The 12,776-nt window shown below is 62.7% G+C and carries 19 protein-coding genes; 10 read left to right on the forward strand and 9 right to left on the reverse strand.

Going from position 1 to position 12,776, the window contains the following annotated elements; translation table 11 throughout:
- Positions 1–9: 9 nt before the first annotated feature.
- Together LB545_RS00455 and LB545_RS00460 are read right to left on the reverse strand one after the other, a co-directional pair.
- Positions 10–189, reverse strand: a complete 180-nt coding sequence (locus tag LB545_RS00455) for a hypothetical protein (protein WP_181165425.1) — start codon at positions 187–189, stop codon at positions 10–12.
- A gap of 97 nt (positions 190–286) precedes the next feature.
- A complete protein-coding gene (locus tag LB545_RS00460) occupies positions 287–1,234 on the reverse strand; it encodes a ring-cleaving dioxygenase (RefSeq protein WP_224704198.1) in 948 nt (315 codons plus the stop codon).
- 309 nt (positions 1,235–1,543) lie between these two features.
- Between LB545_RS00460 and LB545_RS00465 the strand changes: the two genes are divergently transcribed.
- From LB545_RS00465 to LB545_RS00480, 4 genes are all read left to right on the forward strand, one after another.
- Entirely contained in the window at positions 1,544–1,711 is a 168-nt protein-coding gene (locus LB545_RS00465; protein ID WP_140500534.1) for a hypothetical protein, read from the forward strand.
- 84 nt (positions 1,712–1,795) lie between these two features.
- Positions 1,796–2,386, forward strand: coding sequence for a type 1 glutamine amidotransferase family protein (locus LB545_RS00470; RefSeq protein ID WP_140561546.1), 591 nt, complete (start codon positions 1,796–1,798; stop codon positions 2,384–2,386).
- A 55-nt stretch (positions 2,387–2,441) separates the two neighbouring features.
- Positions 2,442–2,885, forward strand: a complete 444-nt coding sequence (locus LB545_RS00475) for a hypothetical protein (RefSeq protein ID WP_224681147.1) — start codon at positions 2,442–2,444, stop codon at positions 2,883–2,885.
- An 80-nt stretch (positions 2,886–2,965) separates the two neighbouring features.
- Complete coding sequence (locus LB545_RS00480; protein WP_140500532.1) at positions 2,966–3,685, forward strand: helix-turn-helix transcriptional regulator; 720 nt, start codon at positions 2,966–2,968, stop codon at positions 3,683–3,685.
- A 62-nt stretch (positions 3,686–3,747) separates the two neighbouring features.
- On the opposite strand, the gene LB545_RS00485 is transcribed toward LB545_RS00480, so the two are convergent.
- From LB545_RS00485 to LB545_RS00495, 3 genes are all read right to left on the reverse strand, one after another.
- Positions 3,748–4,440, reverse strand: coding sequence for a DUF1013 domain-containing protein (locus LB545_RS00485; protein ID WP_140517606.1), 693 nt, complete (start codon positions 4,438–4,440; stop codon positions 3,748–3,750).
- Positions 4,441–4,764: 324 nt separating this feature from the next.
- Positions 4,765–4,905 (reverse strand): DUF1127 domain-containing protein, encoded by a 141-nt coding sequence (locus tag LB545_RS00490; RefSeq protein ID WP_140500528.1) that lies wholly within the window; start codon positions 4,903–4,905, stop codon positions 4,765–4,767.
- Positions 4,906–5,100: 195 nt separating this feature from the next.
- Positions 5,101–6,111 carry an NAD(P)H-quinone oxidoreductase gene (locus LB545_RS00495; protein WP_224704201.1) on the reverse strand — a complete coding sequence of 337 codons (1,011 nt, stop codon included), beginning with the start codon at positions 6,109–6,111 and terminating at the stop codon, positions 5,101–5,103.
- A gap of 121 nt (positions 6,112–6,232) precedes the next feature.
- Between LB545_RS00495 and LB545_RS00500 the strand changes: the two genes are divergently transcribed.
- The 3 genes from LB545_RS00500 (at position 6,233) to LB545_RS00510 (ending at position 8,054) form a co-directional block, all read left to right on the forward strand.
- A complete protein-coding gene (locus LB545_RS00500) occupies positions 6,233–6,427 on the forward strand; it encodes a DUF1192 domain-containing protein (protein ID WP_224704203.1) in 195 nt (64 codons plus the stop codon).
- Positions 6,428–6,511: 84 nt separating this feature from the next.
- Positions 6,512–7,759, forward strand: coding sequence for an MFS transporter (locus LB545_RS00505; RefSeq protein ID WP_140500523.1), 1,248 nt, complete (start codon positions 6,512–6,514; stop codon positions 7,757–7,759).
- Between the two features lie 31 nt (positions 7,760–7,790).
- Positions 7,791–8,054 carry an ArsR/SmtB family transcription factor gene (locus LB545_RS00510; RefSeq protein ID WP_140500522.1) on the forward strand — a complete coding sequence of 88 codons (264 nt, stop codon included), beginning with the start codon at positions 7,791–7,793 and terminating at the stop codon, positions 8,052–8,054.
- Positions 8,055–8,089: 35 nt separating this feature from the next.
- On the opposite strand, the gene LB545_RS00515 is transcribed toward LB545_RS00510, so the two are convergent.
- Together LB545_RS00515 and LB545_RS00520 are read right to left on the reverse strand one after the other, a co-directional pair.
- A complete protein-coding gene (locus tag LB545_RS00515) occupies positions 8,090–8,746 on the reverse strand; it encodes a glutathione S-transferase family protein (RefSeq protein ID WP_140517605.1) in 657 nt (218 codons plus the stop codon).
- A 50-nt stretch (positions 8,747–8,796) separates the two neighbouring features.
- Positions 8,797–9,681: an alpha/beta fold hydrolase gene (locus LB545_RS00520; RefSeq protein WP_224704206.1), complete on the reverse strand. Its 885-nt coding sequence runs from the start codon at positions 9,679–9,681 to the stop codon at positions 8,797–8,799.
- 89 nt (positions 9,682–9,770) lie between these two features.
- On the opposite strand from LB545_RS00520, the gene LB545_RS00525 reads away from it, so the two are divergent.
- From LB545_RS00525 to LB545_RS00535, 3 genes are all read left to right on the forward strand, one after another.
- Positions 9,771–10,292 (forward strand): winged helix-turn-helix transcriptional regulator, encoded by a 522-nt coding sequence (locus LB545_RS00525; protein WP_140500517.1) that lies wholly within the window; start codon positions 9,771–9,773, stop codon positions 10,290–10,292.
- Positions 10,293–10,368: 76 nt separating this feature from the next.
- A complete protein-coding gene (locus tag LB545_RS00530) occupies positions 10,369–10,602 on the forward strand; it encodes a hypothetical protein (protein ID WP_140500515.1) in 234 nt (77 codons plus the stop codon).
- A 189-nt stretch (positions 10,603–10,791) separates the two neighbouring features.
- Positions 10,792–11,223, forward strand: a complete 432-nt coding sequence (locus LB545_RS00535) for a GlcG/HbpS family heme-binding protein (RefSeq protein WP_140500513.1) — start codon at positions 10,792–10,794, stop codon at positions 11,221–11,223.
- A gap of 2 nt (positions 11,224–11,225) precedes the next feature.
- Here LB545_RS00535 and LB545_RS00540 read toward each other — a convergent pair whose 3' ends face one another.
- Both LB545_RS00540 and LB545_RS00545 read right to left on the reverse strand, forming a co-directional pair.
- A complete protein-coding gene (locus LB545_RS00540) occupies positions 11,226–11,627 on the reverse strand; it encodes a hypothetical protein (RefSeq protein ID WP_140500511.1) in 402 nt (133 codons plus the stop codon).
- A gap of 180 nt (positions 11,628–11,807) precedes the next feature.
- Positions 11,808–12,761 (reverse strand): agmatinase, encoded by a 954-nt coding sequence (locus tag LB545_RS00545; protein WP_140517601.1) that lies wholly within the window; start codon positions 12,759–12,761, stop codon positions 11,808–11,810.
- Positions 12,762–12,776 lie beyond the last annotated feature (15 nt).

Below are 12,776 nucleotides of genomic sequence, written 5' to 3' on the forward strand. Positions count from 1 at the left end.
GGAACTGCGCTACGTCCAATGTCCAAGCACGGCCGTTATCGAAATGGCCGCCATGGCCAGGAGCGCCAGCTTCCAGAAGTCGCTGCGCCGTTTCAGCCCCGGCCAGCCGAGCGGCTTGATCAACTGGATGACCATGATGCCAAGGATGACGAGGGCGAGGAGTTTCGACATGCCGCCTTTGACCAGCATCGCGGTCGGCTGTCAAAGCGCGTCGTTCGTCGCTCGAATAAAATAGGCGCCGCGATCCGGACTGGAACGCGGCGCCAGCCTTTGATCGGGGAACGATCTACTTCAGCGGCTTGAGGCCGGCCTCGATCGAAGCGCGCTTCGATTCCAGGAATGGCGGCAGGGCCAACTTTTCGCCCAGCGTCTCCAGCGGTTCGTCGGCGGTGAACCCCGGCCCGTCAGTGGCGATCTCGAACAGGATGCCATTCGGCTCGCGGAAATAGAGCGAGCGGAAATAATAGCGCTCGACCTCGCCGCTCGACGGCAGACGGAATTCGGCCAGCCGCGCCGTCCATTGATGCAGCGTCTCCTGGTCCGGCGTCCTGAAGGCGACGTGATGAACCGCACCGGCACCTTGCCTTGCCGGCGCCAGTCCCGGCTGCACCAGGACGTGCAATTCCGCCGCCGGCCCACCCTCGCCCATTTCAAAGACCTGAACCTGGCCCTCCGGCGAGGCATAGTCTCGGACCTTGCGCATGTTCATCACTTGCGTCACCACTGCTTCGGTATTGGTGAGGTCGGGAACGCTGATGACGATCGGCCCGAGCCCGCAGATCTGGTGTTCGACCGGCACGCGGCTTTGCGCCCAGGGGCGGCTGTCGCCCTTGCCGTCATCGCTGACGAGGCGCAGACGCTGGCCCTCGGGGTCCTCGAAATCCAGGCTGGCGTAGCCACCGATGTCGGCAATCTCACTCGTGACGATATTTTCGTCAGTCAAGTGTTGCTTCCACCAGGCAAGGCTGTCCTGGCCACCAACCCTGAGGCTGGTCCGCACAATGCTGTGGGTGCCGCGTCGCTCGCGGCCGACCGGCCAGTCGAAGAAAGTAAGGTCGGTGCCCGGCGTCGCTTCGCCATCGGCATAGAAGAGGTGGTAGGCTGAGGTATCGTCCTGGTTCACCGTCTTCTTGACCAGCCGCAAGCCCAGCACCCTTGTATAGAAATGAAGATTTCCACGCGCATTGGCGGTGATGGCGGTCAGATGGTGAATTCCTGTCAGTTGAAGGCTCATGGTCGTCTCCCTGTTTTTGGGGAAGAATTTTCTCCTTCCATATCAGAACTTCGGATCCCTGGCTGGAGACCACGTATCCTGACAGTCCGTCGCCAAAGGCTGAACAATGGATCATGACCAGGCATGCATTAGTGAACGATCTCGGCCTTCTAAACCTGCTTCGGGCCGCGGTCTGATGCAGTGAAAACGATACCTTCACAGGGATAACGCACCGATCGCAACTATTATCCAGGCCCTGCCATCCTCCTGACAGACTGCTGTCAGGAGGGGTGTGCGATACTGTCTTCATTCACAGAGAGGAGACTAGCCATGACCGGTTCCACCATTCTGCGCGGCATGCAGCACTATGTCGGCAAGATTCGTACGATGCGCAACGAGATCCGCACCCAGCGGTTCATCAACTCGCTGCCGGCGGACATTCGCAAGGATATCGGCTGGCCGGACATGTATGCCGAACGTCGCCTTCGCGACAATTGAGACGAATTTTTCGGCAAAGCGGTTGGATGTAGGCGCCCCAACGCCCAGAGGATAAGTCCGGCACGCGAGGGACGGAGCGAGCGTATGCCCAAGCAGAAGACAATTGGCCTTCTTTTCATGGACGGCTTCGCCGACTGGGAATATGGCCTGCTGGCCGCCTCGGCGGTCGAATGGTTCGGCGCCCGCGCGGTTTCGCTGACACCCGATGGCAGGCCGGTGAGCGGGATCAGCGGTTTCCGGCTGACGCCCGACCGCTCGGCCGGCGCTGATGAAAATGCCGATCTCGATGCCATCGCCGTCATTGGCTCCGACCGATGGGCGGGCGAGGCGCCGCCCGAGGTGGCGGAATTGCTTAGGGACGTTGCGATGCGGGATGGTGTCGTCGGCGGTATCTGCGCCGGAACGCTGGCGCTGGCCCGGGCCGGCATGTTCGAGAAGGCGAGGCACACCAGCAATGGCCGTGACTGGATCAATCGCCACATTGCTGGCTATGCCGGCGATCACAATTATCAGGACGTGCCGCATGCCGTGTCCGACGGCAAGATCGTTTCCGCGCCAGGTTCGGCGCCCGGCACCTTCGCGCTGGCCTTCCTGAAGACGCTCTATCCTGAACGAAACGGCGAACTTGCCGAGATGCGGACGCTATTCGCCAGGGAGTATGCTGAACCCTCCTGACAGACTGGTGTCAGGAGCGCCATGCCATAGATGCGAGCGGTGAACAGGACGAGCGATGAAGAGCTGGACCGACAGATTGAACACGCCGGGGGTGAACGGCATCAAACCGGCCCCGCGCACGGTGGCAGATGGAGTCGAAGAGCAGACGATGCTGGTGCCGACGGCGCAACAGGTCGACGAATTCATCCGCTCGATTCCCGAAGGCGTCGAGATGGACGTTCGCGTGCTGCGCACGGCGCTTGCCTTTGACCGTGGCGCCGAAGTGACATGCCCGGTCGCGATCGGCTATCATCGGCGTGCCGTTGCCGAAGCAGCCATTGAGGATCTCGGGCGCGGCATGACGCTGAGCGATGTCGCGCCATTCTGGCGCGAGCTCGATGCCAATGACGCCGACAAGGAGGAAATTGTCCTTAGGCGCGGAATCTGTGGCCGCGCAGCGCGAGTGCGAAGGCCTGAAACCATGATGCATGCCGCCGAGTGTTCTGCGGTTTCGGAATAAAGGCATGCGCAAGAACACGATGCATGCAGCCCAACCGGTTTTGGGCGACATGCATAGGAACAACATCGAGGGACCATACGATGCGACGCGCCGACAGGCTCTTCCAGATCGTGCAGCATTTGCGCGGTGGCCGTCTGGTCACCGCGCAGAAGCTTGGCACATGGCTCGAGGTTTCCGAGCGAACCATCTATCGCGACATAGCCGACCTTCAGTCGACCGGAGTGCCGATCGATGGGGAAGCGGGCGTCGGCTACATGATGAGGGAGGGTTTCGACCTTCCACCGCTGATGTTCACGCGTGACGAGATCGTGGCGCTGGTCGCCGGCGCCCGCATGGTGCGTGCCTTTGGCGGTGCGGCCATGGCCCGGGCCGCTGATGAGGCTTTGGTCAAGATCGGCGCGGTGCTGCCCGATGCCGAAAAGGACCGTATCGCTCGCACCGAGATCCACACGCCGATGTGGGTGGTGAGCGATGCCGCGCGCGAGGCGATCGACCTGATCGAGCGCGCCATCGAGAAGCGCCAGGTGCTGACCATCGACTATTCGGACGAAGCCGGCCGCGGCACCGCCCGCGACATCAGGCCCTTGGGCCTTTGGTTCTGGGGCAAGGTGTGGACGCTGGTCGCCTGGTGCGAGATGCGCGACGATTTCCGCGCCTTCCGCATCGATCGCATCGCCTCGGTGGTCATCGCAGGCCGCGTCTTCAAGCCGGAGCGCGGCAAGCAGCTCGCCGATTTTTACCGGGCGGTGGAACGCAGCGAGGATTACGGCATGGCGCCGGACCGTGCGGCGCGAAGCTGAGGTCTCCCAACCCGTAAAAAAGCCCGCTCGAAGCGGGCTTTTCGGTCGAGTTCGCGAGAATTCTACTCCTCGTCGTTATCCCTGTCCTTCGACTTCAGAGCCGAGAGCTTGGCGAACACGGCGTTGGCGTCGAGTTCGGCATCCTCGTCCTTCGGCTTTTCGGGAGCCGGAACCAGGCGCTCGGTCAGCGCCGCCGGCAGCAATGTGTCGCCGACCGGCTGTGCCTGCTCGCGGCCGCGCGATGCGCGGTTGACTTCCATGTCAAGATCGATCTGCGAGGCGAGACCGAGCGTCACCGGGTCCATCGGCTGCAGGTTGGCAGAGTTCCAGTGCTTGCGCTCGCGGATCTGCTCGATCGTGGACTTGGTGGTGCCGACGAGGCGCGAGATCTGCGCGTCCTTCAATTCGGGATGGTTGCGCACTAACCAGAGAATGGCGTTCGGTCGGTCCTGACGCTTCGACAGCGGGGTGTAGCGCGGCCCCTTGCGCTTGGATTCCGGCACCCGCACCTTGGGGTCCGAAAGCTTCAACCGCTGGTTCGGATCCTTCTCGGCACGCGCGATCTCGTCGCGGGTCAACTGGCCGGTCATGATCGGATCCATGCCCTTGATGCCTTGCGCCGATTCGCCGTCGGCGATCGCCTTGACCTCGAGCGGATGCAGCCCGCAGAACTGTGCTATCTGCTCGAAGGAAAGCGCGGTGTTGTCGACCAGCCAGACAGCGGTCGCCTTTGGCATCAGCAGCGTATTGGCCATTTTAAAAATCCTTCTCGTTCGCCCGCGTTCCCGCGCGGGCGGTGGTTTAGAGCCACCAAAATGGGAAATTCGCAGGTTATATAACCGCTCTCCGGCGGTTCCGCAATGTTTTTGGGAAGGCGTTTTTGGGAACGCCCGTCGATCTGGCAACCACACCGGGGCAGATCAATCACGGGCGGCATGAAAATGGTGCCGCGAATATGTTTGGGGTCCAGAAAGACAAAACCCGCCGGACAGGTCCGGCGGGTTCGGAACCGGCGACGAGCAAGCGTCTGCGGCGGCTCTGCTTTGCGACCCCGCCTTGCGGCGGGGCGGTTCTTGAAGTCAGATCGCCTGGCGGGCGATCTTTTCGATGTCGGCGCGGTTGATGCCGAGATCGCTGAGCTGGCGCGCGTTGAGGCGGTTCAGTTCGCGCACGGTCTCGTTGTACATACGCCAGTTACGGAAAGCGCGGATCGGGTTCATGTCAGTCCTCCAAATGGGGTGTTCGTTTCGATGATGCTCAAATAGTCATCATCGAGCGGCACTTGAATGGCTGATTTTGCATAGCAATGATGCAAATGCTGCATTGCACCATTAAGCTTTTGTTCAGCTTGCAGGCAGGGGCCGGGTCGCGGGTATGAGCCCGCCTCGGCCAGCCGGGCATCGGCAATGTTGCCGTCAGCCGACGTCGAGCACGATCTTGCCGATATGATCGCCTTCCTCCATACGCTCATGCGCCCGCCAGGCATCGGCAAGCGGGAAGATCATGTCCATGACGGGCGCGATCCGGCGCGTGCCGAGCAACGGCCACACCTGCGCTTCGAGCGCGGCTGCCAGCGCCGCCTTGAACTCGACGGTGCGCGGCCTCAGTGTCGAACCAGTATGAACAAGCCGCTTGACCATGATTTTCGAGAAATCGGCGCTCGCCACCGCGCCGCCTTGCAGGGCGATCTGGACGATCCGGCCCTCGACCGCCGCGGCCTCGTAGTTGCGCGCCACATAGTCGCCGCCGACCATGTCGAGGATGACGTCGGCACCCTTGCCGCCCGTCGCTTCCTTGACCGCCGCGACGAAATCCTCCTCGCGGTAGCTGATCGCCCGGTCGGCTCCGAGCTTCAGGCAGGCATCGCATTTCTCCTTGTTGCCGGCCGTAGTGATGACATGGGCGCCGAAGGCCGATGCAAGCTGGATCGCCGTCGTGCCGATACCCGAAGAGCCGCCATGAACCAGCAGCGTTTCGCCTTTCTTCAAGCCGCCGCGCTCGAACACATTGTGCCAGACGGTGAAATAGTTTTCCGGCACGGCCGCCGCTTCCGTGTGGGTGAAACCGGCCGGCAGCGGCAGCACGCTGCCGGCATGAACCTTGACATATTCGGCATAGCCGCCGCCGGGGGTGAGCGCGCAGACGCGCTCGCCAAGGCGCCAGCGAGAGATTTCGTCGCCGAGCGCGGCCACTTCGCCCGACGCCTCCAGGCCCGGCAGGTCCGACGCACCGGGCGGCGGCGGATAGGCGCCCTTCCGCTGCTGCACGTCGGGCCTGTTGACGCCGGCGGCGCGCACCTTGATCAATATCTCGCCGGGACCGGGCACAGGCACATCGCGCGTCTCCGGTTTCAGCACCCTGGGCCCACCCGGCTCGGAGATCGCGATGGCCGTCATCCTTGCCGGAATTTTAGATCCGCTCGCCATGAAATCTCCCGTCTTTCCTCGCCGCATTCTTGCCGGCTGTTTGCATCGACGCCCCTGCCCTATGTATGCTCATTGGCAAATCAGGCAAATGGCCAATCGGTATGGCGGAGGAGGAGCACAAATGGCGATCTTCGACGACGAACCCAAGAAGAAGGCGCGTCCGCACGAGATCGGGCAGGACCTGTCGCTGCTCTCCGTCGGCGAGTTGTCGGAACGGATCGGCATCCTGCGTGACGAGATCGCCCGGTTGGAGGCTGAACTCAAGTCGAAGGACAGCACCAAATCCGCGGCCGAGGCGCTGTTCCGCCGCGAATAAGGCCGAAAAGACCCGCCTCCGAAAAGCCCGAATGCGACTGTCTTCAGACTCTGCGTCTCTCCTCGATTTCAGCCGGATCAAAAAATGCTCGCAGCCTACAGACCGATCCTTTCGCTGCTTCGGGGCACCGCCTTCCTTTTGGCAGCGTCGGGATTGCACGGCTTGCTGTTGCCGCTGCGCGGCCAGGTGGAAGGCTTCTCTACCGCATCGCTTGGCCTGATGGGCACAGCCTGGGCCGGCGGCTTCGTCACCGGCTGCTTCTTTGCACCACGTATCGTGCGCCGTGCCGGCCACGTGCGCGCCTTCGGCGCCTTCGCCGCGTCCGGCGCCATCGTTGCGCTGCTCACCGGACTGGTCATCGACGAATATGTCTGGATCCTGTTGCGCGCCTTCACCGGCTTCACCATGGCCGGCGCCTTCATGGTCATCGAAAGCTGGCTGAACGAAAAGGCCACCAACGAGAATCGCGGCACCGTCTTCGGCCTCTATATGATGGTTACCTATGCCTCGATCATGGGCGGGCAGATGATCGTCGCCGGCGGCGACGTGAAATCGGCCTCACTCTTCATGATCACCGGCATCCTGTTCTGCCTGTCACTCATCCCGACCGCGGTATCGACCGCCTCGCACCCCAAGCCGCTCCAGGACGTCAAGCTCGACGTCAAGGGGCTCTACGCCAACTCGCCGGTTTCGGCCATCGCTTGCGTCCTCATCGGCATCGCCAACGGCGCATGGGGCACGCTTGGCGCCGTCTATGGCGCCCGCATCGGCATCTCCACCGCCGAGATCGCCTTGATGATGAGCCTGGTGGTGGTGGCGGGTGCCGCCATGCAGCTTCCGGCCGGGCGTTTCTCCGACAAGACCGACCGGCGCTTCGTGCTGGCGGGTGCCGCTTTCGGCGCTGCGCTGTTCGCGCTCTTGATCTTCCTGTTCGAGCCGCGCTCCGGCGTCTTCGTCATCGTCTTCACCGCCGCCTACGGTGCTTTCGCCTATACGCTCTATTCGATCGCCGTGGCGCATGCCAACGACCACGCCAGTGCCGAGGACTTCGTCAAGGTTTCGGGCGGCCTGCTGCTGCTCTATGGCTTCGGCACCATGATCGGACCCTTGCTGGCGGCCGCCCTGATGGGCTGGATGCGTCCGGAGGGCCTGTTTCTGGCGACCGCCTTCGCGCATCTTTCCCTGGCAGGCTACACGCTGCTGCGCATCAGCCGCCGCGCGCCGGTGCCGATCGAGGACCGCGACGCCTTCAAGACGCAGCCCGCCGACCGTTCGGTGACGCCGGAAGCATTGCGGCTTGACCCAAGAAGAAAAGCAGAAGCAAACGGTTGAGATTCGAAGAACTTTGCCCCACAAATGAGGCATGATGCTTTCCGACGCCTTCATGGCGATCGCCGATCCCAACCGGCGCCATCTCCTGGAAGAACTTCGACGCGGTCCCAAAACCGTTAATCAACTGGCAGCCGGGCTGCCGGTCTCACGTCCGGCCGTATCGCAGCATCTGAAGGTGTTGCTCGATGCCGGCCTTGTCCACGCCAAGGCCGAAGGCACGCGGCGCGTCTATACGGTGAGCAATGCCGGCTTCCTGAAACTCAACATCTGGCTCGACCAATTTTGGGAGACTTGATCGTTCCTGTTCAAACGACCGGTCACGCACCACGATCAGCCATCATTATAGGGGAAGAGCTTGAAATAGGGCTGCGCCTCCTCAATCACCTGGGCGAAGGCCGGCCGCTGCAACAGCCGGTCATGGTAGCGACTCACGGCAGGATATCTGTCGCCGAATGGCTCGACCTTGTTGGCGTAGAACAGGGCCGGCGAGGCCGCGCAATCGGCCATGGTGAAGGCGTCGCCCACAGCCCAGTTCCTCGACGCCATCTCCTGCTCGATGATCGCGTAGGAATTGCGCAACTGGTCGCGCGCCTGTTCGACGCCGAACGGATCGGTCCTACGTTCCGGGCGCAGCCGGTCCCCGACGATCTTCTGCATCGGTTCCTGCACATAGAGATCGTAAAAGCGATCGGCCTGGCGAACCGCGATTGCGAGGTCGATATCGGCGGGGACGAGGTCGACCGGTCCGGGATAGTGCGCGGCCAGATACTCGATGACGAGGGTCGACTCCAGCACAGTGCGGTCGCGCGCATCGTCACGCAAAGCGGGCATCTTGCCCCAGGGCGCTATCTTCAGGAAGGCCGCTCGCGACTGCTCGTCGCCGAGATCGACTATGACGGACGCGAACGGCGTGCCGTTCTCGTAGAGCGCGATCAGCGGCTTCCAGCAAAACGAGGCCAGCGGATGATAGTGAAGCGTCAGGGACATTTTTGCTCACCTGTCTCGGGGTTCACGTCGTCTAGTACCGAAATGTTTACTTAACTATTGCCCAAACTTGTGGCGTCAGGACCGCGCTTTGAGTGCCAATCGGCCCGGATATGAGCAACGATGCCGGCGACGATCACATCCCAATCGTCCGGATGCAGTTCGTGGCCGCCGCCTTCAACCCGGAGGAGTTTCGCGCCGGCGACCGCCCCGGCCAGCGCTTCGCCATGCTCGACCGGAAAGATGGGATCGGCCGTACCATGGATGACCAGCAGCGGCGCGTTCATCTCGTGCAGTCGGCCCCTCCATCGGTCACTATCGCCCTTGAGCAGGAAATGATTGGTCGCGCTGAGCAGGCCGGCGGAGCGATCATAGTCCCGCTCGATGAAGGCTTTCATGCGGCCCTCGTCGAAGGGATGTGCTGTGCTGGCGATCGCCTTGGCATCTTTGATCATGAAGTCGATGACCTGGCGGCGATCCGACCAGTCAATGTGCGCGCCTTCAGCCGAATGTTTGATATAGGCATCGCTGGTCTGCGGCAGGTACGAGGTGTCCACCCCCATCGGCGAGCTGCTGATCACGGTCAGCGACGCGACACGGGACGGATGCTTGAGCGCCACGAGCTGCGCGATCATGCCGCCCATCGACATGCCGGCGATATGCGCCTTGTCGAGGCCGTGGCTGTCGAGAACGCCGATCGCATCGTCGGCCAGGTCGTCGAACGTGTAGGGCGGCTCTCCCGGCGGGTATTTGGTCGAGCGGCCGGTATCTCGATTATCATAGCGGATTACGAACAGTCCCGCGGCGGCGAGTTTCCGGCAAAACGCCTCCGGCCACCACAGCATTGAGGCCATCGCTCCCATGATCAGCAGCAGAGCGGGGTCGGCGGGGTCGCCAAAGGCTTCGGATATGATAGTGGGGCGTCCGGTCTTCGTCATCGCGTGGCCTCCTCATCTGCTTGCATTTTGCAATCGGTTGCACCATAATAAAACCGATACAATAATGCAACCGGTTTTGGAGAAATCGAATGAACATCGATCGCCGCTCGGGTTGCCCGATCAATCTTTCGCTGGAAGTGTTCGGCGACCGCTGGAGCCTGATCATCCTTCGCGATATGATTTTTGGCGGCAGGCGCCATTTTCGCGAGTTGCTCAACGGGTCGATGGAAGGCATTGCTTCCAACATACTGGCCGACCGGCTGAAGCGGCTGATGGATCTGGGCATGCTGACCAAGGCCGACGATCCTTCGCACAAGCAGAAGGCGATCTACAGCCTGACCGAAATGGCGATCACCCTGGTGCCGATCCTGGCCCATCTCGGCGCCTGGGGCCGCGTCTGGCTGCCGGTCAGCGAGGAATTGTCGATCCGGGCCGAGCTTCTGGAAAAGGGCGGGCCGCCGCTATGGGAGAAATTCATGGATGAGTTGCGCCACGAGCATCTCGGCACGCCCCTCGATGCAGCGTCCGGCCCCTCTGTACGCGCGACCCTGCAGGCCGCCTATGAGGCCGTGCTCGCCAGCAAGGCTCTCGGCGCCAATCCGGCCGCGTGACCAACTATTTTCCCCGTTGAATGGCCGGCTCTGCTACAAGAGGCCGAAAATCACGTCACGAGATTGGAACAGACTCTTGGTTGAGAACTCTAGGGATACTGCCCGCGCGCGCGCCGATCTGCGCTTCAAGAAGCAGGAGGAAGCGGCCACGGTCCGACAGAAGGCGATGGCCGAGTATGTCGCCGAGAGCGATGCCCGCAAGGTCAAGACCGACAAGCTGCGGGCGCTGCGGCTGGCCAAGGAAGCCGAAGACCTTGCCAACGCGCCGGCAGTGCCCGCCAAGAAGCCCGCCCGCGCCAAGAAGAAGTAGCACGCCGCTCCCGGTTGCTTCGTTGCCGGCCCTGAGCCGGTGGCCGTTGACCGCATTTGGTGGATCGCGGCATAGGCGCGATCCGGATCGGCGCGTTCACCCCGCTTTCCACGAAGCAATTTCAACCGGAACCTGGATTGCCTCGTCCGGCTGGCTGCCGATGATATCCGTTTCAAACAGGAGATCGCCATGACCGCACTGCCGCTCGACAAAGCCCTCGAGATCATCGACGCCGCCTTCGCCAAGGGCGCGGAGCTCAAGCTCAGGCCGCTCGGCGTCTCGGTGCTCGACGCCGGCGGCCATCTCGTCGCCTTCCAGCGCCAGGACGGCGCCTCGTTCCTGCGCCCGCAAATGTCCGCCGGCAAGGCCTATGGCGCGCTCGCCATCGGCATGGGCTCGCGCCGCGTCGAGGCCTTCGCCAAGGAGCGCCCGCATCTCATGACCGGCATCTCCGACGTCTCGGGCGGACGCGTGTTGCCGGTCGTGGGCGGCGTGCTGATCCGCGACAAGGCAGGCAGCATCATAGGCGCCGTCGGCATTTCCGGCGACAGCTCGGACAATGACGAAGCCGCCGCCATCGCCGGCATCGAGGCCGCCGGCTTCACCGCCGATCCGGGCTGAGGCTAATTCAGGTTGATATCCCTGCTCGCCGACCGCATCGACACCGAGAAGCCGGCGAGCACGTCGAACAGCGCGATGATCATCAGCGTGAAGAAGACCGAATGGGCGGCGCCCTTGACCAGCAGGAACTCGACCAGGAAGGCCACGAAGACCAGCGTCGACAACAGATGGTCCATGATCGAGGCGTTCGTAGTGCGCGCCGATTTCACGATCTCGACGAAGAGGAAGATGAGCCCGATCAGCACCATAAGGTCGCCGAGCGTCATCGAGAACACCCCGCCGGACATCATGCCGACGGAAAAGACCTCGCTTGCCCAGGGATCGTCACCGCTGCCGAATATTCCGAGCAGCCCGAGATTGTAGAGGACAAAGGGCACGATCAGCAGCGGGACGGCACCGAACATCTGGCGTCTCCATTTGGGGGCACCCCTTTGTAGAGTGCGCCACCGGCACGCCGTCAAGAATTTTCGCAGCACGCCCCAAACACGCTAGAAGACCGAATGCAACAACGATGTCAGCCGGTTGTCCGGCCGACATCTTTGAAATCGAGCCGCGGGATGCGTGAACGCGCACGCCGCTCGCGATCAGCGCTTGAAGTAGCCGGCGCGCACGGCCGCGCCGATGACGTTGAGGATGATATGGCCGGCCGTCATCGAGGTGATCTCGTTGACGTCGCGCGCCGGCGCGATCTCGACGATATCCATGCCGACCAGCCTTCCTTTGCCGACCAGCCCCTTGATGAGCTCAATCGTCTGCCGGTAGCTGACGCCGCCCGGCTGTGGCCCCTCGACCGCCGGCATCACCGCCGGATCGAGGCCGTCGGCATCGATGGTGAGATAGTAGCGACCGCCGTCGGGAATTCGCTTCAGGAGCGCGGCGGTGCCGATGTCCTGCCATTCATTGGTGGTAATGATGTTGGCGCCATAGGCGCGGGCGGCCTCGACCTCCTCGGTGCGCGCGCTGCCTTGGCCGCGAACGCCGACCTGAAAAATATCCTTGATATGCGCCATTTCCGAGGCCCGCCGGATGGTGCTGGAATAGCCCTCCTTGACCCCGTTGACGTTGTCACGCCAGTCGAGATGTGCGTCGAGCTGAACCAGCGTGATCGGACCCTCGCCATCGAGCGCCCGGAAGATCGGGATCGGAATGCCGTGGTCGCCGCCGATTGTGATCGGCAGTGCGCCCGCGGCGCGGATCTTGCGGATCGCCGCTTCGGCTCTGCCATAGTGCCCGACATGATCGGCCGCCGCGCCGGGAACGTCGCCGACGTCTACCACCTTGATGTCCTTGCCGTCGAAGACTGGCCCACCGATGTCGAAATCATAGCGGTCGAGCGCCTGGCTGATCCGCTGCGAGGCGCGCCGCACCGCGGTCGGCGCATTGGTCTGGTCGTTGATCAGCTCGTCGATCGTGTAGGGATCGCCATAGGGCATGCCGATGATGGCGACATCGGCCTTCAGTGTGTCGAGGTCATCGACCAGCGGAAAGTTCATGAATGTCTGGAAGACGTCGCGCGGCGCGGTGGTGAGTTTGGACATGGGGTCTCCTCTGCG

Origin of the sequence: Mesorhizobium sp. BR1-1-6, assembly GCF_020165355.1 — a bacterium.
In the GTDB taxonomy this organism is placed as follows: domain Bacteria; phylum Pseudomonadota; class Alphaproteobacteria; order Rhizobiales; family Rhizobiaceae; genus Mesorhizobium.